Annotated in this window: 17 protein-coding genes; 9 read left to right on the forward strand and 8 right to left on the reverse strand. The window is 74.5% G+C overall.

Translation table 11 applies throughout. The features are described 5' to 3' along the window. Positions 1-19 precede the first annotated feature (19 nt). Positions 20-3,280 (forward strand): BTAD domain-containing putative transcriptional regulator, encoded by a 3,261-nt coding sequence (locus F7P10_RS30350; RefSeq protein ID WP_151014483.1) that lies wholly within the window; start codon positions 20-22, stop codon positions 3,278-3,280. Here the strand turns inward: F7P10_RS30350 and F7P10_RS30355 are convergent. Beyond that, the gene (locus tag F7P10_RS30355) at positions 3,277-4,575 is read right to left on the reverse strand and encodes an activator-dependent family glycosyltransferase (RefSeq protein WP_151014485.1); all 1,299 of its coding nucleotides are present in this window, start codon (positions 4,573-4,575) and stop codon (positions 3,277-3,279) included. The genes F7P10_RS30350 and F7P10_RS30355 overlap by 4 nt on opposite strands. A 41-nt stretch (positions 4,576-4,616) precedes the next feature. Beyond that, a complete protein-coding gene (locus tag F7P10_RS30360) occupies positions 4,617-5,810 on the reverse strand; it encodes a cytochrome P450 (RefSeq protein ID WP_151014487.1) in 1,194 nt (397 codons plus the stop codon). A gap of 253 nt (positions 5,811-6,063) precedes the next feature. Here F7P10_RS30360 and F7P10_RS30365 point away from each other — a divergent pair, with 253 nt between their 5' ends. The 5 genes from F7P10_RS30365 to F7P10_RS30385 all read left to right on the forward strand — a co-directional run bounded on the left by F7P10_RS30365 (position 6,064) and on the right by F7P10_RS30385 (position 13,448). Further along, positions 6,064-7,335 carry an activator-dependent family glycosyltransferase gene (locus F7P10_RS30365; protein WP_151014489.1) on the forward strand — a complete coding sequence of 424 codons (1,272 nt, stop codon included), beginning with the start codon at positions 6,064-6,066 and terminating at the stop codon, positions 7,333-7,335. 78 nt (positions 7,336-7,413) lie between these two features. Next, the gene (locus F7P10_RS30370) at positions 7,414-8,673 is read left to right on the forward strand and encodes a hypothetical protein (RefSeq protein WP_151014491.1); all 1,260 of its coding nucleotides are present in this window, start codon (positions 7,414-7,416) and stop codon (positions 8,671-8,673) included. Between the two features lie 46 nt (positions 8,674-8,719). Beyond that, entirely contained in the window at positions 8,720-9,442 is a 723-nt protein-coding gene (locus tag F7P10_RS30375) for a trans-aconitate 2-methyltransferase (protein ID WP_151014493.1), read from the forward strand. Positions 9,443-9,536: 94 nt separating this feature from the next. Continuing rightward, positions 9,537-10,487, forward strand: coding sequence for an alpha/beta fold hydrolase (locus F7P10_RS30380; RefSeq protein ID WP_151014495.1), 951 nt, complete (start codon positions 9,537-9,539; stop codon positions 10,485-10,487). A 69-nt stretch (positions 10,488-10,556) separates the two neighbouring features. Continuing rightward, complete coding sequence (locus F7P10_RS30385) at positions 10,557-13,448, forward strand: BTAD domain-containing putative transcriptional regulator (RefSeq protein WP_151014497.1); 2,892 nt, start codon at positions 10,557-10,559, stop codon at positions 13,446-13,448. Positions 13,449-13,561: 113 nt separating this feature from the next. Here the strand turns inward: F7P10_RS30385 and F7P10_RS42770 are convergent, their stop codons facing one another. Together F7P10_RS42770 and F7P10_RS30400 are read right to left on the reverse strand one after the other, a co-directional pair. Further along, positions 13,562-13,984, reverse strand: a complete 423-nt coding sequence (locus tag F7P10_RS42770) for a hypothetical protein (RefSeq protein WP_176611720.1) — start codon at positions 13,982-13,984, stop codon at positions 13,562-13,564. 133 nt (positions 13,985-14,117) lie between these two features. After that, complete coding sequence (locus F7P10_RS30400; protein ID WP_151014502.1) at positions 14,118-15,284, reverse strand: DegT/DnrJ/EryC1/StrS aminotransferase family protein; 1,167 nt, start codon at positions 15,282-15,284, stop codon at positions 14,118-14,120. Positions 15,285-15,420: 136 nt separating this feature from the next. Between F7P10_RS30400 and F7P10_RS30405 the strand changes: the two genes are divergently transcribed. Then, on the forward strand, positions 15,421-16,335 hold the full coding sequence (locus F7P10_RS30405; RefSeq protein WP_151014504.1) for an ABC transporter ATP-binding protein: 915 nt from the start codon (positions 15,421-15,423) through the stop codon (positions 16,333-16,335). Next, positions 16,332-18,017, forward strand: coding sequence for an ABC transporter permease (locus tag F7P10_RS30410; protein ID WP_151014506.1), 1,686 nt, complete (start codon positions 16,332-16,334; stop codon positions 18,015-18,017). The genes F7P10_RS30405 and F7P10_RS30410 overlap by 4 nt, the downstream gene beginning before the upstream one ends. Before the next feature lie 57 nt (positions 18,018-18,074). On the opposite strand, the gene rfbH is transcribed toward F7P10_RS30410, so the two are convergent. From rfbH to F7P10_RS30425, 3 genes are all read right to left on the reverse strand, one after another. After that, positions 18,075-19,373 carry a lipopolysaccharide biosynthesis protein RfbH gene (rfbH, locus tag F7P10_RS30415; protein ID WP_151014507.1) on the reverse strand — a complete coding sequence of 433 codons (1,299 nt, stop codon included), beginning with the start codon at positions 19,371-19,373 and terminating at the stop codon, positions 18,075-18,077. A gap of 14 nt (positions 19,374-19,387) precedes the next feature. Further along, entirely contained in the window at positions 19,388-20,368 is a 981-nt protein-coding gene (gene rfbB, locus F7P10_RS30420) for a dTDP-glucose 4,6-dehydratase (RefSeq protein WP_151014509.1), read from the reverse strand. Positions 20,369-20,517: 149 nt separating this feature from the next. After that, positions 20,518-20,937 (reverse strand): nuclear transport factor 2 family protein, encoded by a 420-nt coding sequence (locus F7P10_RS30425; RefSeq protein ID WP_176611721.1) that lies wholly within the window; start codon positions 20,935-20,937, stop codon positions 20,518-20,520. A gap of 202 nt (positions 20,938-21,139) precedes the next feature. Here F7P10_RS30425 and ilvA point away from each other — a divergent pair, with 202 nt between their 5' ends. Beyond that, complete coding sequence (ilvA, locus tag F7P10_RS30430; protein ID WP_151014513.1) at positions 21,140-22,348, forward strand: threonine ammonia-lyase; 1,209 nt, start codon at positions 21,140-21,142, stop codon at positions 22,346-22,348. Here the strand turns inward: ilvA and F7P10_RS30435 are convergent, their stop codons facing one another. Beyond that, positions 22,349-23,770, reverse strand: a complete 1,422-nt coding sequence (locus F7P10_RS30435; protein ID WP_151014515.1) for a M1 family metallopeptidase — start codon at positions 23,768-23,770, stop codon at positions 22,349-22,351. Positions 23,771-23,844: the final 74 nt, after the last annotated feature.

Here is a 23,844-nt window from a genome sequence, read left to right on the forward strand (position 1 = left end):
CTGATGGCAGACTGGCCCCATGCGCGTGGGCATCCTGGGAGCTCTAGAAGTGACCATTGGGGACGAGCACGTGCACGTGGGGGGCGTCCGGTTGCGGGCGTTCCTGGTGCGGCTGGCGCTGGACGCCGGCCGGGTGGTGACGGTCGACTCCCTCGCCGACGCGGTCTGGGGCCCCGACCAGCCCGCCGACCCGGTCAACGCGATGCACACGCTGGTGTCGCGGCTGCGCCGCGCGCTGACCGGCGCGGCCGAACCGCGCTGGGCGCAGGACGGGTACCGGCTGGGCATCGACGCCGACGCGGTGGACGCGCTGCGCTTCGAGCGGCTGGCGCTGGAGGGCCGCCGGGCGCTGCGGCGGCAGCACGCGGGCGACGCGGTGGCGCGGCTGCGGGAGGCGCTCGAGCTGTGGCGCGGAGACCCGCTGGCGGGCGCGGCGCCGACCCCGTACCTGGAGGCCGCCGCCGGCCGGCTGCAGGAACTGCGGCTCGGCGCGATCGAGGACCGCGCGGAGGCCGAGCTGCTGGGCGGCGTCGGCGGGTTCGACCTGGTGGCCGAGCTGGGCGAGCTGGCCGCCGCGCACCCCCTCCGGGAGCGGCTGCGCGCCCTGCACATCCGGGCGCTGCACGCGGCCGGGCGGCGCGCCGAAGCGCTGGCGGCCTACGAGGACTTCCGCGCCTACCTGGCCGACGAACTGGGCGCCGACCCCGGCCCGGGGCTGCAGGAACTGCACCTGAGCACGCTGCGCGGCACCCCCGAGCCGTCCGCCGCGGGCGGCCCGGCGGTCGGCCCGCCGGGCGTGCCGCCGGGCGGGCCGCCCGATCCGCCGCAGCCTCGGCCGGCGGCCCCGCGCGGCAACGTCCGGACCATGCTGACCAGCTTCATCGGGCGCGAGGACGAGCTGCGGCAGGTCGACGAGGGCCTGCGGCAGGGGCGGCTGGTGACCCTGGTCGGGCCCGGCGGGGCGGGCAAGACCCGCATCGCGACCACCTACGCCGCCGGCGCGGCCGGCGACCACCCCGGCGGAGCATGGCTGGTGGAGCTGGCGCCGCTCACCGACGCCGCGGACGTGCCGCGCGCGGTGATCGGGGTGCTGGGCCTCCGGGAAGGGGTGCTGGAAGGCTCGGACCGGCCCCGCGACGAACTGCGGCGGCTCGCCGAGGTGCTGTCGGCCACCGGCGCGCTGCTGGTGCTGGACAACTGCGAGCACCTGCTCGAAGGGGTCGCCCGGATGGTCGACGACCTGCTCGGCCACTGCCCCGGGCTGCGGGTGCTGGCGACGAGCCGCGAGCTGCTCGGCATCGACGGCGAGCGGCTCTGCTCGGTGCTGCCGCTGGCGACGCCCCTGCCGGGCGACCCGCCGGAGGTGATCTCCGCCAGCCCGTCGATCCGGCTGCTCCTCGACCGGGTCGCCTCGCACCGGCCGGGCCTGTCGTTCGGCCCCGCGGAACTGCCGGTCGTCGCGGAGATCTGCCGCCGCCTCGACGGGCTCCCGCTGGCGATCGAGCTCGCCGCCGCCCGCCTGCGCACCCTTCCCGCCGGGGAACTGGCGACCCGGCTCGACGAGCGGTTCCGGCTGCTGACGGGCGGCAGCCGCACCGCCCTGCCCCGGCACCAGACGCTGCGGGCGGTCGTCGACTGGAGCTGGGAGTTGCTCGACGAGGCCGAGCGCCGGTTCCTGCAGCGGCTCGCGGTGTTCCCCGGCACCATCGTCCCGGAGGGCGCGGAACGGGTGGGCGAGCCGCCCGGGCACGTCCTGGAGGCGCTGGCGTTGCTGGTGGACAGGTCGCTGCTCCAGGTCGTCGAGGGGCCCGAGGCCCGCTACCGGATGCTGGAGACCATCCGCGAGTACGGGCTGGAGCGGCTCGCCGAGGAGGGCGAGCTGACCGGGACCCGCGCCGCGCACGCCCGGTACGTCCTCGAGTCGGCCGAATCGTCCGTGCCGCGGCTGCGGGGCCCGGAGCAGCCGCGCCTGCTGCGCCTGCTGAGCGACCGGCACGACGACCAGATGGCCGCGCTGCACGAGTTCGGCGAGACCGGCGACGCCGCGGGCGCGGTGCGGCTCGCGGCGGCGCTCGGGCTGCCGTGGACCATGCGGGGCGACCACGCCGAGGCGGCGCGGCGGCTGCGCCGCGCCCTGTCGGTGCCCGGCCCCGCGCCGGACACCGCGTGGGCGACCGCCACCGCCTTCTGGCTCTTCAACCTGACGATGTCGGAGGGCCCCGGCCACCCGGACGCGGTCACCGGCGAGCTGCGGGAGCGGATCCGCCGCGGCCTGGACGAGCGCGCGAACGAGGCGTTCGTCCTGGCCGGGATGGCGCTCGCGCTGATCGACAATGATCTCGAGGCGGCGCGGACGGTGGCCGCCGGCGGGCCGCCGCCCGCCGACCCGTGGACGCGCGCGATGATCCGGCTGACCGGCGCGTTCCTGCACGCCAACGACGGCGACATGGAGGCGATGAGCCGGGAGATGGCCGCCGCCGTCGAGGACTTCCGGCAGGCCGAGGAGCGGTGGGGGCTGGCCACCGCGCTGACGTTCGTCGGCGGTTCCCGGCAGGCCCTCGGCGACGACCGGGGCGCGGTCGCGGCGCTGGAGGAGTCGGTCCGGCTGATGCGGGAACTCGGCCTGGGAGACGCGGCGTTCCAGCAGGTGATCTGGCTGGCCGAGGCGCGCAGCCGGCTCGGCGACCTGCAGCGGATGCGCAGCGAACTGCTGGAGGCGGTCGCGAGCGACCGGCCCCGGCCCGCCCACGCCGCCGCCCTCTTCCGGATCTCGCTGGCCAAGCTGGCCCTGGACGCGGGGGACGTGGAGGACGCGCGGCGGCAGCTCGCCGAGGCGGACCGCGGCCTGCGGTCGGCGTCCGCGCAGGAACCGCTCACCCTGGCCATGCTGGAATCGGTGCGGGGGCGGCTCCTGATCGTCACCGGGAACCTGGCGGCGGCCGGCCGGCATCTGGCCGTGGCGCTGGACGCGGCGGCGGACGCGCCGGACGTGCCGCTCGTCGCGGCGCTCGGAGTCAGCGCCGCGCAGCTGCGCCACCGGCAGGGCGACGCGAAGGGCGCGGCGGAACTGCTGGGCGCCTGCCGCGCGCTGCACGGCCTGTCCGGCGACCACGACCCCGACACCGCCGCGCTGGCCGGCGAACTGCGCGCCGAACTCGGCGCGGAGGCGTTCGAGCTGGCCCGCGAGCACGGCGCCGCCCTGGAACGCGACGGCGCGCTGGCGCTGCTCCGGCGCTCCTGCGGAACGCCGGAGCAGGACCGGCCCGCGAACCCCGGTTAGGCGCCGGCGGCGCGAAACTCGGCGGTGAGGGCCTCCAGTTGCGGGACGACGTCGTTCGGCGCGGGCATCGCCAGCGTCTCCCGCCGCAGCTTCCGCGCGGACTCGGCGAACGACGGCTCGTCCAGCAGCCGCGCGAGCGAGCCCCGCAGCGCGTCCGCGCTGAACTCGCGCATCGGCGGCAGCCGCAGCCCGGCGCCCGCCGCCTCGACCGCCTGCGCCTTCAGCGCGGTGTCCCACTGCCCCTCGGGCACGATGAGCTGCGGGATCGCGTGCGACAGGGCGATGCCGAAGGCGCCCTGGCTGCCGTGGTGGATGACCGCCGAGCACGTCGGCAGCAGCGCCCCGAACGGGACGAACTCCTCCACCCGCACGTTCTCCGGCAGCTCGCCCAGCGACTTCTGCTGCTCGGCGTTCAGCGTGGCGACGACCTCCACGTCGAGATCGGCGACCGCGCCGAGCACGTCGTCCAGCGACGTCTCGGCGCCCCACATCTGCCGGTACGACAGCCCGAAGGTGAGGCAGATCCGGCGGCGGCGCGGCGGCTCCCGCAGCCAGCCCGGAACGACGGCGGGACCGTTGTAGGGGACGTGCCGCACGGGGACGTAGTGCAGGTCCACCGGCAGCCGCATCGACGCCGGCGTCGGGTCGATGGTCCACTGGCCGAGCGGGACGTCCTCGTCGAAGGCCGCGCCGTGCCGCGCCAGGCACTCCTGCAGCCAGTCGCGCAGCGGGTCGGCGTCCTGCCCGGCGGGGCGCTCGTCGCGGGCGGCGGTGAACCGGCGCCGCATGTGGCCGAACAGGTCGAGACCGGCGATGACGCGGGCGTGCGCGGCGCCGCACGCCTTCGCCGCGACCGGCCCCGCGAAGGTGAACGGATCCCACACCACCAGGTCCGGCCCCCACGCGCGGGCGAACGCCACCAGGTCGTCCACCGTCGAGTCGGGGGAGGCGTTGCGGAACACCACCGGCGTCATGGTGCCGAACACCTTCGACATGTACTCCCAGGTCAGCTTCTCGGGACGCAGCTCGTTCATGTCGAGGCCCGCGTCGCCCGCCGAGCCCGCGTCGGTGACCTCGGCCTGCTCGATGTTGTCATTGATCTCCTGGACGCGGTCCGCCAGCCCCAGCGGCTCGCCGACGGGGACGGCGGTCAGCCCCGCCGCGGTGATCGCGTCGACGAGGTCGGGCTGGCTCGCCAGCCGGACCTCGTGCCCCGCGGTCTGCAACGCCCACGCCATGGACACCTGCGTGTGCAGATGGCTCTCCGCGGCGAACGTCGTGAACAGGATGCGCATCGGACCTCCTCGGGTCGGTCTCGGCTCCCCGTCGGGCCGGGTCACCAGGTCACGGGGACGGTCAGCGGCCCCCGCAGCAGCAGGCCCTTGCGCCACTCGATCTCGGTGGGCTCGACGGCGAGCCGCAGGTCGGGCAGCCGCCGCGTCAGCGTCTCCAGCGCCACCTGGAGCTCGTGCCGGGCCAGGTTCGCGCCGGCGCAGTAGTGGGCACCCTGCCCGAACGTCAGATGCGGGCACTTCGCGCGGCGGACGTCGAAGGTCTCCGGATCGGTGAAGACCTCCGGGTCGCGGTTGGCCGCGGCCATGGACGGCATCACCGCCTGGCCCTCGCCCACGACCCCGGACGGGAGCCGCACGTCCTTGGTGGGCATCCGCAGCAGCCCGCCGTCGCTGGGCGCCTCGTACCGCAGGATCTCCTCGACCGCGGTCGGGATCACGGCGGGCTCCTCGACCAGGGTCCGGTACTGGCCGGTGGTCAGCAGGGTGAGGAGGCCGCGCGCCAGCACCCCGGCGGTGGTCTCGTACCCGGCCATGATCAGCATGACGGTGAGGTGGACCAGCTCGGCCTCGCTGAGCCGCTCCCCGTCCTCGTGCGCCTCGATCAGCGCGTCGATCAGGGCGTCGCCGCCGGTGCCGCGGCGGCCCTCGATCAGCTCGCTGACGTAGCCGGTGAACTCGCCGGCGGCGCCGATCCGCTCCTCGGCGGTGAACGCCGTGCTGGAGATGATCATGTCGGTCCACAGCTGGAACTTGCGGCGGTCGGCCGCCGGCACCCCCATCAGCTCGCACATGATCTGGATGGGCAGCGGCAGCGTGAACGTCTCGACCAGGTCGACGGGCCGCTCCCCGGTGGCCACGGCGCCGACCAGTTCGTCGGTCATCGCCGCCACGCGCGGGTGCCATTCCTTCACGTGCCGGGGGCTGAAAATGCCGGCGAGGACGCGCCGGATCCGGGTGTGGCGGGGAGGGTCCATGTTGGTCAGCGCGTTGGGGTCCTCGCCGAACTCCTCGCCGGGCAGGATGCGCGGGGCCTCCGGCGCCAGCAGCGCGGCCCGGCTGAAGTCGGGACTGGTCAGCACCTCGTGGACGTCCGCGTACCGGACGGCCAGCGTGGCCTCGTCGCCGCTGGGCATCGTCACCGGCGCGAGCGGGGCACCGGCCCGGCGCTCGGCGAACTCGGGAGGCGGGGACCCGTCCGGGCGCGGGGTGAAGATCGCAGAGTCAGCACTCGTCATGTCACGGCACCTTCCGCCATTCAATGATCCGTCGGAAAAGTGTCCGGGGTTCTCCTCGAGGCGGGGAAGTTCCTAAATTGCGGTGTTGCCGCGGACGGGCGCCGGCGGCCGAATCCGGACAGCCGGGGAATGCTTGCCGCGCCGTGCGTCCACCATTTCTATTGTGCCTCTAGCGAGCCTCTAGCGGATCACCATCGCGGGGATCAAGAATTGCCGAGCCCGCAGTCGTTCCCCTATGCACCGCGGAGTAGCCGTGCGAGTTCTGTTCACCACGATCCCCTCGTCGTCGCACCTGCAGGTGATGGTCCCGATGGCGTGGGCGCTGCGCACGGCGGGCCACGAGGTGGTCTTCGCGAGCCAGCCGGAACTGACCGACGACATCGTGGCCGCGGGCCTGCCGGCGGTGCCGGTCGGCGAAGCCTTCGCGATGGAGGCCGTCATGGTCGACGGCCGCCCGCTGGACGCCGCCGACGTCGGCATGGAGGTCCATGACCTGCACGCCGGGAACCTGACCTACGACCGGCTGCACGGCCTGTTCACCGCCGCCGCCGGGCTGTTCCTGCCGATGATGTCGCCCGAGGGGATGGTGGACGAGCTGGTGGACTTCGCTCGCCACTGGCGCCCGGACCTGGTCATCTGGGACCAGAACAGCTTCGCCGGGCCGCTGGCCGCCGCGGTCGCCGGCGCCGCCCACGGCCGGCTGATGTTCGGCCTCGACGTTATGGGCTGGCTCCGGCAGTCCTACGTCCGGATGCTCGACGAGCGGCCCGAGGGGCGGCGCGACGACCCGTTCGAGGACTGGATGCAGCCGATCCTGGACCGCTACGGCCTCGCCTACGAACGCGACCTGGCCATCGGCCAGTTCACGCTGTGCCCGCTGCCCGCCTCGGTCCGGCTGGACGGCGGCGTCCGGTACGTCCCGTTCCGCTACATCCCCTACGGTGGCCGCGCCGTCGTCCCCGACTGGCTGCGCCGCCCGCCGGAACGCCGCCGGGTGTGCATCACGCTCGGCGTCACCCAGCGGCAGCTCGGCCAGGACTGGGTGCCGACCGCCGAGCTGCTGGAGGCCGTGGCCGACCTGGACGCCGAGGTCGTCGCCACGCTGGACGCCAAGCAGCTCGAGACGCTGCCGAGCGTCCCGGACAACGTGCGCGCGGTGGACTTCGTCCCCCTGGACGCGCTGCTGCCGAGCTGTTCCGCCGCGCTGCACCACGGCGGCGGCGGGACCTTCCTCACCATGCTGGCGCACGGCGTGCCGCAGGTCATCGTCCCCAACATGCTGTGGGACACCCCGCACAAGGCCGACGCCGTCACCGAGACCGGCGCCGGCCTCCGGCTGGACCTGGACCGGTACGGGGGGCTCAGCCCGGACGCCGTCCGGGACGCGCTCCGCCGCATGCTGGACGAGCCGTCGTTCGCGGCCGGCGCCGCACGGCTGCGCGACGAGGTGGTCGGCACCCCCGGCCCGAACCAGGTCGTCCCGGTCCTGGAGAAGATCGCCGCCGAACACCGGCGGAACGCCTGATACCGAACGCGACACGGCCCGGTGACACGGCCCTGCGCCCAGGCCCCGGCCCGGCGGGGAAAGGAACGAGGACCGCACATGATCGATGACTGGACCGAGCGCGAGCTCGGCAGGCACCTGCGGATGAAGCGCGGGCTGCAGTACGTCTTCGGGGCCAAGGGCGACCCCTACGCGCTGCTGCTGCGCGCGGACGGCGAGGACACCGCGGCGCTCCACCGGCGGGTGCGCGAGGAGGGGAGGCTGTACCGCAGCGCGACCGGCGCCTGGGTGACGGCCGACCCCGCGCTGGGGGCGGAGATCCTCGCCGACCCGCGGCTGGACTACCCGCACGGCGCCCCCGGTCCCGTGCCGGTGCCGAACCAGGGGCATCCGGTGTCGGACGCGGCGTGGATGCAGCGGCTGTGCCACGTCCTGCCGCTGGAGACCGCCGGCCTGAACCTCACCCGCGACGACTACCGCCGCCTCGCCGCCGCGGCGGAGCCGGCGGCCGGCGAGCCCGCCGCGAAGGAGCACCACGACCGGACGCGCCGGATCGTCGAGGCGCGCCTCGACGAGCACGGTGCCGCGGACGGCTTCGACCTGCGCGCCGACATCGCCGTCCCGGCGGCGGTCACCGCGCTGTCGCGGCTGTGCGACCTGCCCGCCGGAGCGCACGGACGGTTCGCCGCGTCCGTCCCGCGCCTCGCCGGCACCCTGGACGCCACCCTGTGCCCGCCCCGCTACCGGGAGGCCAGGGACCTGGTCGAGGCGCTGCGGGAGGTCCGCGACCTCGTCACCGGCCTGGTCCCGGAGCGCCGCGCCGCCCCCGGAGACGACCTGCTGGGCGCCGTGCTGCGCGCGGGTGCGGCCGACGACGACGCGGTGACGGTCGCGGTGCTGCTCGCGGCGGTCGGCGTCGACCTCGCGGTCAACCTGGTGTGCGACACGCTCGCCGCGCTGCTCGCCTCCCGCGACGCGTGGGCGGCGCTGCGCGACGACCCCGCCCGCGCGGCGGCCGCGGTCGCCCGGCACGCCGTCCCCGTCCGGATGCACAGCCTCATCGCCCAGCGGGACCTGGACCTCGCCGGGGAAGCGGTGGCGGCGGACGGGCAGGTGGTCGTGCTCGCCGCGCCCCCCGAACCCGCCCCGTCCGGGCCCACCGCACCGGACGCGGAGCCCGCGCCCCGGCGCGACGACCTGTGCACCGCCGTCGCCGAGCCCTGGGCCCGCGCGTTCGCCGCCGCCGCCGTCGAGACGATCGCCGCGCGGGCGCCCGGACTGACCGCGGCACCGCCGCCGCGCCGGCTGCGGGCGCCCGTCACCGGGGGCGTCCTGCGCTTCCCGGTGCGCGCCGCGTGACGTCCGTCCCCCGTCCCCCGCTCCTTCGGAAAGGGAGGTCGCCGCGATGACCGCGACGCAGTACAGCCCCGAGCACGCCGACGTCTACGAGGCGGTCAGCTCCGCCCGCGGCCGGAACTGGACCGGCGAGGCCGACGAGCTGACGGCCCTCATCCTGGAACGCTTCCCGCAAGCGCGGTCGCTGCTGGACGTCGCCTGCGGCACCGGCGTGCATCTGGAACGGTTCGCCGAGCGGTTCGCCGAGGTCGCCGGGGTGGAGATCTCGCCCGCGATGCGCGACCGCGCCCGCCGCCGGCTCGGCGGGACGCCCGTGCACGACGGCGACATGCGCGACTTCGACCTCGGCCGCACCTTCGACGCGGTGACCTGCCTGTGCTACAGCATCGGCTACATGGCCTCGGTGGCGGAGCTGGACGCCGCCGCGGCCCGGATGGCGCACCACCTGAACCCCGGCGGCGTCGCGGTCGTCGAACCCTGGTGGTTCGCCGACCGGTTCCTGGACGGCTACGTCGCCGGCAGCGTCGCCCACCAGGACGGCCGCGTCATCAGCCGGGTGTCGCACTCGGTCCGGAAGGGGCGCGCCTGCCACATGACCGTGCGGTTCACCGTCGCCGACGCGGACGGCATCCGCGACTTCACCGAGCACGAGATCTGCTCGCTGTTCACCGAGGAGGAGTACCTCGGCGCGTTCACCCGGGCCGGGCTGCGCACCGAGTTCATCGAGGGCGGCCCGAACGGCCACGGACTGCTCGTCGGGGTCCGCGACTGACCGCCGGCCCGCCCGGCCGCGCCCGTCCGTCCGCCCCCAGCTCATCGCACGTCCAGGCCGCGGGCCCGTCCGGCCGCGGAGACAGGAGGCAGTCGTGGAGGAGATCGTCCACCGGGTCGTCAGGGTCAACGGCATCCGGCTGCACTACGCCGAGGCCGGCACCGGGCCGCTGGTCCTGCTGATCCACGGTTTCCCGGAATGCTGGTACTCGTGGCGGCACCAGCTCACCGCGCTGGCCGCGGCCGGCTACCGGGCGGTCGCGTTCGACCAGCGCGGCTACGCGCGCAGCGACCGGCCCCGCCGGGTCGAGGACTACACGATCATGAACCTCGTCGGGGACGTGATCGGGCTGCTGAACGCCCTCGGCGAGGAACGTGCCGTCATCGCCGGGCACGACTGGGGCGGCGGCGTCGCCTGGCAGACCGCCCAGCTGCGGCCCGACCGGATCCGCGGCGTGATCGGGCTGAGCATCCCCCACCTGCCGCGGGCCGCGATGCCGCCGACGCCGCTGATGCGGGTGGGACTGGGGGAGGGCTACTACATGCTCCACTTCCAGAAGCCCGGCGTCGCCGACGCCGAACTGTCCCGCGACCTGTACGACACGTTCCGCCGCATGCTGTACGCGCCGTCCGGCGACGGCCCGCAGGGCGCGTCGCTGAACGTGCCGGAAGGGTCCGGCTTCCTGGACATCTGCCCGCTGCCCGACAAGCTCCCCGGCTGGCTCACCGAGGAGGACATCGACGTCTACGTCACCGAATACGCGGAGGCGGGCTTCACCGGCGGGCTCAACTGGTACCGCAACCTGGACCGCAACTGGGAGCTGACCGCGCCCTGGCACGACGCGCCGGTCCTGCCGCCCGCCCTGTACATCGTCGGCGACCGGGACATGACCCTCGGGATGCTGCCCGACGAGATGATCTCCACGGAGTCGGTGCCGAACCTGCGCGGCACCGTCCTGCTGCCCGGCTGCGGCCACTGGACGCAGCAGGAGCGCCCCGAGGAGGTCAACGCCGCGATGCTGGACTTCCTGCGCTCCCTCGACTGACCGGGCGGCGCGCCGACCTCCGGAAGCGCAGAGTATTTATTTGATAACGCATAGTCATATAATTGGACTGTGAGCGTCCGGTACGAGTTCGGAATCCTGGGGCCCCTCAGCGTCGCGCGCGACGGCGTGCCCGTGCCGATCCGGTCCGGTCGGCAGCGCAGCCTGCTGGGGGCGCTGCTCATCGACGTCGGCCGGGTCGTGCCGGTGGACGCCCTGGTGTGCAGGCTGTGGGGCGAGGATCCGCCGCGGGGCGCGCGGAACGCCGTCCAGAACCACGTCCTGCGGCTCCGCCGCACCCTGGGACCGGACGTCGTGGTGACCGACCGGCGCGGCTACGTGGCCGATGCGGAGCCGGACGCTGTGGACGCGTGCCGGTTCGACTCCCTCGTACGGCAGGGGAGCACCGCGTCGTCGTCGGGGAACGCCGAACGTGCGGCGGCGCTGCTCGGCGAGGCGCTCGGACTGTGGCGGGGCGAGCCCCTGGCCGACCTGCCCACGGAGCGTTTCCAGGACGTCGTCCCGGCGCTGTGCGAGCAGCGCCTCGCCGCGCAGGAGCTGTGGATCGAGGCGGTCATGCGCTGCGGACGTCCCGCCGACGTGCTCCCGGAGTTGCGGCGGCTGACCGAACGGCACCCGTTGCGGGAGCGCTTCTGGTCCCAGCAGATGCTGGCCCTCTACCGGTGCGGCCGGCAGGGGGAGGCGCTGGAGCGGTACCGGGAGATCGCCCGCCTGCTCGCCGACGAGCTCGGGATCGATCCGGGCGACGAACTCCGGACGCTGCACCGGCGGATCCTGACCTGCGCCCCGGAACTCGCCCCGGAACTCGCGCCGGAACCCGCCCCGGAGTTCGCGGCGGTGCGCCGCGGATCCCCGGTCGCCGGGAACCTGCCCGCCGAAGCCACGTCCTTCATCGGCAGGGAGAAGGAACTGGCCGAGGCGCGGCGCCTGCTGCGCGCGGCGCGCCTGGTCACGCTGACCGGGGTGGGGGGAGTCGGCAAGACCCGGCTGGCGCTGCGCGCCGCCGGGCAGGTGCGGTCCTCCTTCCCCGAGGGGGCGTGGCTGGTCGACCTCGCCGCACTGACCGACTCGACGCTGGTGGCACGTGCCGTCGCCGAAGCGCTGGGCCTGCGCGACCAGTCCGTGCGCTCCGCGATGGACGCGCTGGCCGACCACGTGCGCGACCGGCGCCTGCTGCTCGTGCTCGACAACTGCGAGCACCTGGTGGACGCCGTGGCGCCGCTCGTCCAGCGGCTGCTGCGCGCGGCGGGGGAGCTGCGCGTGCTGGCCACCAGCCGCGAGCGGCTCGGCGTCCCGGGCGAGCACGTGCTCCTCGTGCCCGGCCTGACCCTCCGGGACGACGGCGGCGGGGGCGCGTGCGAGGCCGTCCGGCTGCTGAGCGACCGGGCCGCGGCCTGCGCCGCCCCCCTGCGGGACGGCGGTCCGGCCGCCGAACTCTGCCGGCGTCTGGACGGGATCCCGCTGGCCATCGAGCTGGCGGCGGTCCGCCTGGCCTCGCTCACCGTCGAGGAGATCCTGGAACGGCTGGAGGACCGCTTCCGGGTCCTGGCCCCACCCCGGGTCCCCGCCGCGGACCGCCATCGGCGGACGCTGCGCGGCGTGATGGACTTGAGCTACAACCTGTGCACGCCCGGGGAACGCCTGCTGTGGGCACGGCTGTCGGTCTTCGCCGGCAGCTTCGACTTCAAGGCGGCCGAGGCGGTGTGCGCGGGCGACGGCCTCGACGCGGCCGACGTGCTGGACCTGGTCACCGGGCTCGTCCACAAGTCCGTCGTGATGGTCGACGGCACCGGCCGCGCCGCCCGCTACCGGCTGCTGGAGACCATCCGCCAGTACGGGCTGGACCGTCTCCGGGCCGACGGGAACGCCGCCGAGTACCGCATCCGCCACAGCGACCACTACCACGCCCTGGCCAGGGGCGCCGCGACGGACTGGTGCAGCCCGAGGGAAACCGAATGGCTGGACCGGCTGCGTACGGAGCTGCCCAACTTCCGCGCCGCCCTGACGTTCTGCCTTACCCGCGCGGACCGGGCGCGGACCGGTGCCGGCATCGCCGCCGATCTCACGCGCACCCGCTCCTGGTTCTTCAGCGGAACTCTCGGGGAAGGGCGCCACTGGCTCACCGGCCACTCCGCCGCCCTCGGTCCCGGCGACCCCGAGGCGACGATCACCGTGACGGCGATGAAGACCTTCCTCGCGTGCATCCAGGGGGACCGGGCGGCCGCCGAAACGTTCATGGACGAATGCCGGGCCCATGACCCGTGCGCGCAGGCTCCGCCCGTGGCGTACGTCGAAGGCGTCCACGCGTTCTTGGCGCACGGTGACCCCGGATGCATCGAGCGGCTGGCCCTGGCGCGGGACGGTCTGCGCGCCGCGGGGCACATCGGAGACGCCCATATGGCCACGATGTTCTGGGCGATGGCGGCCGCGCTGCTGGGGCGCCGGAGCATCGCCGTGCCCGCCTGCGACGCCTACGTCGCCGAGGCCGACGCCTCCGGAGCCGAGTGGGCGCGCACCTGGGCCCAGTGGTGCACGGGCCTCACGGGACTCCTGCACGGCGACCCCGCCGGCGCCCTCACGCCGCTCTGCGACTCCCTCGTCCGGCAACGTGCCATGGACGACCGCTGGGGCCCGGCATGGGGCATGGAAACGCTCGCCTGGGCGGTGAGCGCCCTCGGGCACCACGATCACGCCGCCCGGCTGCTGGGAGCCGCACACCGCCGGCGCCGGGTGACCGGCGCCGCCCTCGCCGGCCTCAAACCCCTCCACGTCCAGCACACCCGCGCCGAGAACCGGGTGCGCGAGCACGTGGCGCCCCGGGCGTTCGCCGAAGCCTGGCAGAGCGGTGCGGACGCCGAGGACGGCCTGGCACTGGCGCTCGGCGTTGCCGACGAGGTCCGCCGGTGGGCGGCGGCGGGCCGGGGAGGGGCCGTCCGACCGTGACGCGACGCGCGCGAGACGGACGGCCCGGGGGCGGCCGGCGGAGGCCGCTTCGCTCCGCCGCCGGCCGGCCCCGGGCCGCCGCTCGGGCCCGCCCGCGGTGGCGGGCCCCATGGTCAGCCGCTGCCGAAGACGCCGTAGCCCGTCAGGTGACCGGCGCCGTAGCAGTTCCCGCCGAACTGCCAGTACCCGGGGCCCTGCTTCGGGCCGTAGCGCGTGCTGCCGTCACTGCACTGGGTGTAGGCGCCGTACTGGCCCGAGTAGATGCGCACGTTGGCGCCCCAGGCCATGCGGTTGTGCCAGACGCTGTCCCAGGTCCAGCCCTTGAGGGCGACGCGCTCGCCTTCGGCCTTGCCCTTCAGAGACGTCATTCCGGGCAGGGTCTGGTGGCCCTTGAGAACCGAGGTCGTGCCGTGGGTGGCGGCGGGTTCGGGCTTGGCGGTCGCCGCGGCGCGGGCGTCGGCCGCGGCCCCCATGACGAGCAGGCCGGCGGCGGCGGTGGCCAGCACGCCGCCGGCCGCTTTCCAGGTGGTGCGCATGATGTTCTCTCCTCCATGGTGCGGCGGGCCGCCCCCGGATCGTCACCGTTGGACGTGTCCCGCCTGGACACCACCTACGCTCCCCTGCCGCGCTGTCGGCCCGGTCACCGCTCGGTCACGCTCCGTTCGGGCGTCACGCGCCGACCGCGGCCCGCCCGGACTCCGCGGCGCGGGCCGTCACCGCCGCGCGCAGCGCCGCCGCCACGGTGGCGACGTCGGCGTCGTCCAGCCCGGGATGGTTCGGCAGGCACAGCGTCCGCCCGGCGGCCTCCTCGGTTCCCGGCAGCGCCGCCCCGGTGGCCTCGTACAGCGGGACGCGGTGCAGCGGGGCGTAGCGGAACGTGGTGTAGATCCCGGCGTCGAAGAGGTCGCGGGCCACGCGGTCCCGGATCCGCGAATCCATCTGCACCCAGTAGAAGTAGTGCGTGGACTCGTGGCCGCCCGGCACCTCCGGCGGCGTCTCCAGTCCCGGGACGCCCGCGAGCGCCGCGTCGTAGGCGGCGGCGATCTCCCGGCGCCGCCCCACGAACTCCGGCAGCCGCTCCAGCTGCACGAGGCCGATCGCGGCGGTCAGGTCGTTGCCGATCACCCGCCGGCCCGGCTCCCGCACGTCCAGGTCCCACCACCGGTCGGCCGTCCGCGCGTGCTCGGACTGGCTGATCGCCGCGAGCCCGTGGTAGGCGAGCGGGCGCGCCCGCCCCGCCGTCCGCTCGTCCCGCACGTACAGCATCCCGCCGTCCCCGGTGACCATGGTCTTCATGGCGTCGAAGCTCCACATCGCCAGGTCTCCGAACGTGCCGCAGGCCCGCCCGTCCACGCGGGACGCCACCGAGCACGCCGCGTCCTCGACGAGCGTGAGGCCCCGCGCGCGGCACATCGCCGCGATCCGCGCCACGTCCCCGGGCCATCCGCCGTAGTGCAGCAGCACCACCGCCCTGGTGCGCGAGGTCACCGCGACTTCGACGTCGGCCACGGTGGGGTTGAGGGTGCGCGGGTCCACGTCGCAGAACACCGGCCGCGCCCCGCACGTCACCACCGCGTTGGCGGCGGCGACGAAGCCGACCGACGGCATCACCACCTCGTCGCCGTCCCGCAGGTCGAGCAGCTCGATCGCCAGGAACAGCGCGGAGGTGCCCGAGTTGAGGAACAGTACCCGGTCGGACGGGACGTCCAGGTGCGCGGCGAACGCCGCCTCGAACGCCGCGGTGCGCGGGCCGTGCCCGAGCCACCGGCTGTCGAAGACCTCGGCGACCGCGGCCAGCTCCGCGGGGCCGACCTGCGGCTGGAAAAGGTCGATCATGTCGTATGTGTACGCCGCGCGGCTCGAGCCCGGCTGGAGAAGGACTGGACCGGACCGGCGGCGGCATGACGGCGGCCCGGCGCGCCTGCCAGCGACATGCCAGCGCTCTGCCAGCGGCCGCTGACACCCTGCGAGCATGGACTACGCCTTCCAGGCCGAGGGCCTGGTCAAGAGATTCGGTGATACGACCGCCCTCGACGGCATCGACCTCACCGTCCGCACTGGCGAGGTGCACGGCTACCTCGGTCCCAACGGGGCGGGCAAGAGCACCACCACCCGCATCCTGCTGGGCCTGCTGCGTCCCGACGCCGGGACGGTGCGGCTGCTCGGCGGCGACCCGTGGCGGGACGCCACCGAACTGCACCGCCGCCTGGCCTACGTGCCCGGGGACGTCAACCTGTGGCCCAACCTGACCGGCGGCGAGACCATCGACATGCTCGGCCGGATGCGGGGCGGCCTCGACGAGGACCGCCGCGCCGAACTGGTGGAACGGTTCGAACTGGACACCCGCAAGAAGGCCCGCACCTACTCCAAGGGCAACCGGCAGAAGGTGGCGCTGGTGGCGGCGCTGTCCTCCGACGTAGAACTGCTGCTGTTCGACGAACCCACCTCGGGACTCGACCCGCTGATGGCGGAGGTGTTCAAGGACTGCGTCAAGGAGGAGCGCGCCGCCGGCCGGACCGTGCTGCTCGCCAGCCACATCCTGGCCGAGGTCGAGCAGCTCTGCGACCGGATCAGCATCATCCGCGAGGGCCGGATGGTGGAGAGCGGCACGATGGCGGACCTGCGGCACCTGACCCAGGTCGCGATCCGCGCCGAGGTGGCGCACCCGCCCGCCGGGCTGGCCGACACGGCCGGGGTGCACGGTCTCGAGATCGACGGGACGCGGGTGAGCTGCCAGGTCGACGCCGACCGGCTCGGCGCGGTCATCGAGCTGCTGGCCGGGTACGGGATCCGCGAACTCGTCAGCCGGCCGCCGTCGCTGGAGGAGATGTTCCTGCGGCACTACCGCGACGAACCGTCCGCCGTCGCGGCGGAGAGCGTGTCGTGAGCGCCCCCGCCGAGGTGCGGAGGGCGGCGGACCGGCAGGCGCCCCGGACCGCGCGCCGCACCGTCCTGCCGTCCGGAACCGGCGCCCTGGTGCGGCTGGCGCTGCGCCGCGACCGGATCCGCCTGTCGGTCTGGACGCTGCTCACCCTGTTCCTGCTCATCTCCCTGGTCTCCGGCGTCGCCGGGACCTACGACACGGCCGCCGAACGGCTCGACTACGCCGGCAGCATCGGCGGCAGCGCCGCCGCGGCGGCCTTCAGCGGCCCGCTGTACGGGCTGGACACCACCGGCGGCATCGCGGTCGCCGAGTCGGGCACGATCGTCCTGCTCAGCGTCGCGGTGGGAAGCCTGCTGCTGGCCGTCCGCTACACCCGGACCGAGGAGGAGACCGGACGCGCCGAGCTGGTGGCGGCCGCGCCGGTGGGCCGGCACGCGGGACTGGCCGCCGCGCTGGTGGTGGTCGGCGGGGGCGGACTGCTGATCGGGGCGGTGTCGGCGGCCCTGATGGCGCTGACCGGCCTCGGTGCGGCCGGCTCGGTCGCGTTCGGGCTCGCGCTGACCCTCGTCGGGTGGGTGTTCACCGGCGTCGGCACCGTGACCGCGCAGGTGTTCCAGCACGCCCGGACGGCGACCGGGGCCGCCGCCGCGGTGCTCGGGGCGGCGCTGACGCTGCGCGCCGTCGGCGACGCGGCCCGGGTCGGCGGCGACGGGGAGAGCGGCCTCGGCGTGCTGTCCTGGCTCTCGCCGCTCGGCTGGGCCTTCGAGATCCGCCCCTTCGCGGGCGAGCGCTGGTGGGCGGCGGCGCTGCCGCTGGCCGCCGCGATGGCGGCCGTCGCCCTCGCCGCGGCCCTCCAGCGGCGCCGCGACGTGGACGCCGGGCTGATCCCGGCGCGCCACGGCAGCGAGCGGGCCGCCCCCTGGCTGGGCAGCGCGCTCGGCCTGGCCTGGCGGCTGCAGCGCGGCGCGCTGCTCGGCTGGGGTGCCGGGATCGCGCTGTTCGCCGCCGCGTTCGGGGCGTTCGCCGTGGAGATGGCCGACATGGTGAGCGGGGACGACTCCGCGGACGTGATCGTCCGGCTCGGCGGTTCCGGCGGGGCGCTGGCCGACAGCTGGATCGCCTGGACGCTCAGCATCGCGGGCATGCTCGCGGCCGTCTACGCCGTCGCCGCCGTCCTGCGGATGCGCGCCGAGGAGGCCGAGCAGCGCGCGGAACCGGTGCTCGCCACCGCCGTCGGCCGGCGCGGCTGGGCGGCCGGGCACCTGGTCGTCGCCGCGCTGGGCGCGGCGGCGATCACGCTGGCGTCCGGGGCGCTCGTCGGGCTGGTGCACGGGCTGCGCGCCGGGGACCTCGGCGGGCAGCTGCCGCGCGTCCTGGGCGCCTCGCTGGTGCAGATCCCGGCGGCGCTGCTGATGGCCGGGGCCGCCTTCGCCGTGGTGGCGTTCGCGCCCCGGCTGGCGACCGCGGCCTGGGTCCTGGTCGTCGGGGCGCTGCTGCTCACCCAGGTCGGCGCCGCCCTGGAACTGAGCCAGGCGGCGCTGAACATCTCGCCGTTCACCCACACCCCGAAGGTGCCGGGCTCAGACGTCGACGCGGTGCCGCTGCTGGCGTTCCTCGGCGGCGCGGCCCTGCTGGCGGCCGCCGGGGCGCACCGCATCCGGCATCGGGACATCGGTACGGCCTGACCACGGCGCTCCGACCCCGCACGCGGTGAACCGCGCGGCCCGGCCGGGCCGCGCGGTTCACCGCGTGCGGCCGGCGAACTCGACGATCGAGTCGACCATGTACCCGGCCATCTCCTCGGTGATCGCCGGGTACACGCCGATCCAGAACGTGTGCTCGGTGACGATGTCGCAGTTCGTCAGCTCGCCCGAGACGCGGTGCTCGACGTCCCGGTAGGCGGGATGCCGGGTGATGTTGCCGCCGAACAGCCGCCGCGTCCCGATCCTGCGGGACTCCAGGAACGCCGTCAGCTCCGCGCACGAGTAGGGCGCGTCCGGCCGCACCGTGATCGCGAAGCCGAACCAGCTCGGGTCCGAGCCCGGTGCGGGCTCCGGCAGGATCAGGCCCGGTACCCCGTCGAGCCCCTCGCGCAGCAGCCGCCAGTTCCGCCGCCGGATCCGCCCGAACTCCTCGATCCGGCCGAGCTGGCTCAGCGCCAGCGCCCCCTGCAGGTCCGTCGCCTTCAGGTTGTAGCCGACGTGCGAGAAGGTGTACTTGTGGTCGTAGCCCTCGGGCAGCGTGCCGAGCTGGTAGGAGAACCGCTTGCGGCACGTGTCGTCCACACCCGGCTCGCACCAGCAGTCCCGGCCCCAGTCCCGCAGCGACTCGACCACGCGCGCCAGCTCCAGGTTGGAGGTGAGCACGCAGCCGCCCTCGCCGGCGGTGATGTGGTGCGCCGGATACATGCTCACGGTCGACAGGTCGCCGAACGTGCCGGTCAACCGTCCCTTGTAGGTGGAGCCGACCGCGTCGCAGTTGTCCTCCACGAAGAACAGGTCGCGGTCGCTCGCCAGCTCGGCGATCTCCTGCGCCGCGAACGGGTTGCCGAGCGCGTGCGCGAACATGACGGCCCGCGTCCGGTCCGTGACGGCCGCCTCGACGAGTTCCGGCGTCGTGTTGTAGGTGCCGAGCTCCACGTCCACGAACACCGGGACGAGGCCGTTCTGCACGATCGGGTTGACGGTCGTGGGGAACCCCGCCGCCACCGTGATCACCTCGTCGCCGGGCCGCAGCCGCAGGTCGCCGAGCCGCGGCGAGGTCAGCGACCCCAGCGCCAGCAGGTTCGCCGACGACCCGGAGTTGACCAGGTGCGCCTTGCGGAGCCCGAAGTACCGGGCGAACGCGCTCTCGAACCTGCGGGCGTGCGGCCCGGCGGCGATCCGCAGGTCCAGCGCCGCCTCCACCAGCGCGACCCGGTCGTTCTCGTCGAGGACGGCGCCGGAGGGCAGGATCGGCGTCACCCCCGGCACGAACTCCCGCTCGCCCGTTTCGCGGTGGAGCTTGCGGGTGCGGTCAAGGATCAGGGATCTGTCGTCCACGGCGTTCCTCCTCGCTACGGCAGCGCCCCGGCGGTCGCCGGCGCCGTCCACCACCACCGGTTGTCGCGGTACCAGCGCACGACCTCCGCCAGCCCGTCCTCGAACGGGACCGCAGGCCGGTACCCCAGCTCCCGGCGGATCTTGTCGCTGTTCACCGAGTACCGCAGGTCGTGCCCCTTGCGGTCGGAGACCCGGCGCACGCTGCTCCAGTCCGCGCCGCACAGCTCGACCAGCCGTCCGGTCAGCTCCCGGTTCGTCAGCTCGACGCCGCCGCCGACGTTGTAGACCTCGCCCGGCACGCCGCGCTCCAGCACCAGCTGCACCGCCCGGCAGTGGTCGTCGACGTGCAGCCACTCCCGCACGTTCGAGCCGTCCCCGTACAGCGGCACCTCGCGGCCGGTGAGCAGCCGCGTGACGAACAGCGGGACGAGCTTCTCGACGTACTGGTACGGGCCGTAGTTGTTGGAGCAGCGCGTGATCACCACCGGCAGCCCGTGCGTCCGGTGGTAGGCGCGGGCGATCATGTCGGAGCCGGCCTTGGACGCCGCGTACGGGGAGTTGGGCAGCAGCGGGGCGTCCTCCGTCCACGACCCCGCCGCGATGGACCCGTACACCTCGTCGGTCGAGACGTGCACGACCCGGCCGACGCCCGCGCGCAGGCAGCCGTCCAGCAGCGTCTGCGTGCCCAGCACGTTGGCGGTGACGAACTCGGACGCGCCCAGCAGGGAGCGGTCGACGTGGCTCTCCGCCGCGAAATGCACCACGGCGTCGTGGCCGGGCAGCAGCCCGTCCAGCAGGGGCCCGTCCAGGATGTCGCCCTTGACGAACGTCAGCCGCGGGTCGTGCAGCGGCAGGTTGGCGGTGTTGCCGGCGTAGGTGAGCTTGTCCAGGACGGTCACCCGGACCTCGCCGTCCCGCCCGAAGTCGCCGTCCAGCAGGCCGCGCGCGTAGCGCGACCCGATGAATCCGGCGCCTCCGGTGACCAGGATGTTCACGGTGGTGGGTCTCCTCGGGGGCGGCCCGCCCCCGGCCCGCCGAGGCGGGCCGGGGTGCGCGCGTCGTCGCGGTGTACGTTTCGATGCTGGGCCCGGGCCGTCCACCGGTGCTCGAAGGCCGCTGGAGTCCCGGCCCTACCCGCCGGCCCCTACCCGCCGGCCCCGTCCCGTCCGGTCTCGTGGGCGCGGACGATACCGATCGTGTCGGAGATCCCCTCGCCCTTGATCACCTTGCCGTCCGCGAGCGTCCAGAAATGGACGAACCGCACGTCGAACTCGCCGCCGCCCTCGCGGAACCGGCCGCTCCAGTCGCCGATCGCCGCGGCCCAGTCGTCCCCCGACACCCGGATCTCCTGGACGTCGAACGCGGTCTCCTCCAGCAGCTCCAGCGCGCCGCCGAAGTACTGCGCGGCGCCCTCCAGCCCCGCGTAGTGCCCGGTCGACCACGGCAGCGACGGCGGGGTGAAGATCTCCACCCGCGGATCGAACAGCGACAGCACCGCCTCCACGTCCGCGGCGGCGAGGCCCTTGTACAACCTCTCGATGATCTCGGCGACCTGATCGGGCATTGCGCGTCTCCTCTGCTCCGCCGGAATGCGCGCCGGGATCCCCGGCGTCGGCTCAGTGTCCGCGCCCCGGCCCGCCGAAATCACCTCCCGTATTGCTCGCCGCACCGGCGCCCACCGGCCGCCGAGCGGCCGCCCGCCGGCCGCGCCCGGCGGGCGGCGCGACGCGCGCGGAGCCGTCGCCGGGCCGTGGGAAGATCGGCACATGGCTCCCGTGACCCTCGACGACGTCCGTGCCGCCCGCGATCTGCTGGCCGACGTGATCGTCCCGACACCGCTGATCCGGTCCCGGGCGCTGTCCGAGGCGATCGGCGGCCCGGTGCTGCTGAAGTGCGAGAACGTGCAGCGCACCGGCTCGTTCAAGATCCGGGGAGCGTTCGTGCGGATCGCGCGGCTGACCGACGCCGAACGGGCGCGGGGCGTCGTCGCGGCCAGCGCGGGCAACCACGCGCAGGGCGTGGCGCTCGCCGCGGAGATCCTCGGCTGCAAGGCGACCGTGTTCATGCCGGAGGGCGCGCCGCTGCCGAAGGTCGCGGCGACCCGCGGCTACGGCGCCGAGGTGATCTTCCCCGGCCCGACCGTGGACGACTGCCTGGTGGCGGCGGACGTGTACGCGAAGGAGCACGGCGCGATCCTGATCCACCCGTTCGACCACCGGGACGTCGTCGCCGGCCAGGCCACGATGGGGCTGGAGATCCTGGAGCAGTGCCCGGACGTGCGGACGGTCGTCGGGCCGGTCGGCGGCGGGGGCCTGATGGCGGGCGTCGCCGCGGCGATCAAGGGCACCGAGAAGGACGTCAAGGTGGTGGGGGCGCAGGCGAAGCGGGCGGCGGCGTTCCCGCCGTCGCTGGCCGCCGGGCGCCCCACCCGGATCGAGACGCAGGCGACGATGGCGGACGGCATCGCCGTCGGCCGTCCCGGAGACCTCACCTACGAGCTGTTCACCGAACTGGTCGACGCGGTCGTCACGGTGTCGGAAGAGTCGATCTCGCAGGCGCTGCTGCTGTGCCTCGAGCGCGCCAAGCAGGTCGTCGAACCGGCGGGGGCGGCCGGGGTCGCCGCGCTGCTCGAGCACTCCTACGCCGTCCGGACACCGGTGGTGGTGCTGCTGTCGGGCGGCAACATCGACCCGCTGCTGCTGTCGAAGGTGCTGCGGCACGGCCTCGCGGGCGCGGGCCGCTACCTGGTCGTGCGGTGCCGGCTCAAGGACCGTCCGGGCGCCCTGGTGACCCTGCTCGGCGAGCTGGCGGAACTGGGCGTCAACGTGCTGGACGTGATGCACGAGCGGATGGCCGCGCGCCTCCACGTGGAGGAGGCCGAAGTCCTCATGCACCTGGAGACGCGCGGCGCCGACCACTCCGAAGACGTGATCGGCCACCTCCGCGGGAAGGGCTACACCATCACCCTGAGCTGATCACAGCTCGGGCTTGCCCGCCGAGTACAGCCAGGCCTTCGCCCACGCGTCGAGGTCCGCGCGGGAGATCCGCTCGGCGAACCGCACGAAGTCCTCGGTGGAGGCGTTGCGGCCCTCGTAGACGGACGGCCACGCCTTCAGGAACCGGAAGAAGTCGCGGTCGCCGATCGTCCGGCGCAGCATGTGGACGGCCAGCGCGCCCCGGTCGTACACGGCGCCGTGGTAGATGTCGTCGCGGCCCGGGTCGGACACGACCGGCGTCCACAGGCGGTCGCCCGCCGGGGTCGCGTACACCTCGTCGAACGACTCCTGCACGGGCTTGCCGTCGAACTCCTCGGCGTACAGCCATTCGGAGTACGTCGCGAGGCCCTCGTTCATCCAGATGTCGGCCCAGCGCTCCGGCGTCACCGAGTCGCCGAACCACTGGTGGGCCTGCTCGTGCGCGACGAGCCCGGCGCTCGGGATCGCCCCCGGCCGGTGCGCCAGGTCGTACACGGGCCGTCCCTGCGTCTCCAGCGCGTACCCGAAGCCGCCCTTGACGACGATCCCGCCGGTCGACCGGAACGGGTACCGCCCGTACATCCCCGTCTGGTAGTCGAGGACGTCGCCGGTCAGCTCGTGGAACTTCTTCGCGTCCTCCGGCGTGACGCCCTGCCGCTCGTCCGTCGCCGTCAGGTTCGGGACGCCGCGGCCCGTGCGGCCCTCGAGCACGTCGTACCTCCCGATGGCGAGCATCGTCAGCTCGCTCGCCATCGGCGACGGCATCGACCAGCGGGTCGTCGTCTTCCCGTGGCGGGTCCAGGCGCCGCGCCGGTCGCCGTTCGACAACGTGGTCAGGCCCTCCGGCGCGGTCAAGGTGAAGGTGTAGGACGCCTTGTCGGTCGGGTGGTCGTTCACCGGGTAGACCGTCGCGGCGCCGATCGGCTGGTTCACCATCACCGCGCCGTCCGGCGTCGGGATCCACCCGGACGTGCCGAGCGCCGGGTCGTTCACCGTCTGCGGGACGCCCGCGTACGCGATCGTCACCGTGAAGCCGCGGTGCCGCCGCAGGCCCCGGTCCGGCGTGATCTCGAGCTCCTGCGCGCCGGTCCGCGCGAACGACGCGTCCCGTCCGTCCACCTCCAGGGAGGAGATCTTCAGCGGGCCGAGGAAGTCGAGGTTGAACCGGGACAGGTTCTGCGTGGCCCGCGCCCGGATCCGGGTGACGGCCTCGATCCCCTTCGTCTCCGGGTCGTACTCCAGCCGCACGTCGTAGTGCAGCGCGTCGTAGCCGCCGTTGCCCATGTCGGGGAAGTACGGGTCGCCCGCCCCGGGCGCGCCGGGGGTGTACCGGCCGTCGGCGCCCGCCGGCGCCGCCGTCACCAGGACCGCCGCCGCGGCGCCCAGCGCCACGGCCGCCACGGCTCTGTGCGCTCTGCTCATGGACCTCGCCCCTCCTTCGACGCCACTGTCGTGATCAAGAATTGCCCCCGCACCGCGCCCGATCAAGCGCGGGC

Origin of the sequence: Actinomadura sp. WMMB 499, from assembly GCF_008824145.1 — a bacterium.
Lineage (GTDB): Bacteria > Actinomycetota > Actinomycetes > Streptosporangiales > Streptosporangiaceae > Spirillospora.

What these genes read in the sequence shown, in the direction of transcription:
- F7P10_RS30350 (WP_151014483.1), top strand. Translation starts at nt 20, where the DNA reads ATGCGCGTGGGCATCCTGGGAGCTCTAGAAGTGACCATTGGGGACGAG.
- F7P10_RS30355 (WP_151014485.1), bottom strand. Translation starts at nt 4,575, where the DNA reads ATGCGCATCCTGTTCACGACGTTCGCCGCGGAGAGCCATCTGCACACG.
- F7P10_RS30360 (WP_151014487.1), bottom strand. Translation starts at nt 5,810, where the DNA reads ATGACGAGTGCTGACTCTGCGATCTTCACCCCGCGCCCGGACGGGTCC.
- F7P10_RS30370 (WP_151014491.1), top strand. Translation starts at nt 7,414, where the DNA reads ATGATCGATGACTGGACCGAGCGCGAGCTCGGCAGGCACCTGCGGATG.
- F7P10_RS30375 (WP_151014493.1), top strand. Translation starts at nt 8,720, where the DNA reads ATGACCGCGACGCAGTACAGCCCCGAGCACGCCGACGTCTACGAGGCG.
- F7P10_RS42770 (WP_176611720.1), bottom strand. Translation starts at nt 13,984, where the DNA reads ATGCGCACCACCTGGAAAGCGGCCGGCGGCGTGCTGGCCACCGCCGCC.
- F7P10_RS30400 (WP_151014502.1), bottom strand. Translation starts at nt 15,284, where the DNA reads ATGATCGACCTTTTCCAGCCGCAGGTCGGCCCCGCGGAGCTGGCCGCG.
- F7P10_RS30405 (WP_151014504.1), top strand. Translation starts at nt 15,421, where the DNA reads ATGGACTACGCCTTCCAGGCCGAGGGCCTGGTCAAGAGATTCGGTGAT.
- F7P10_RS30425 (WP_176611721.1), bottom strand. Translation starts at nt 20,937, where the DNA reads ATGCCCGATCAGGTCGCCGAGATCATCGAGAGGTTGTACAAGGGCCTC.
- ilvA (WP_151014513.1), top strand. Translation starts at nt 21,140, where the DNA reads ATGGCTCCCGTGACCCTCGACGACGTCCGTGCCGCCCGCGATCTGCTG.
- F7P10_RS30435 (WP_151014515.1), bottom strand. Translation starts at nt 23,770, where the DNA reads ATGAGCAGAGCGCACAGAGCCGTGGCGGCCGTGGCGCTGGGCGCCGCG.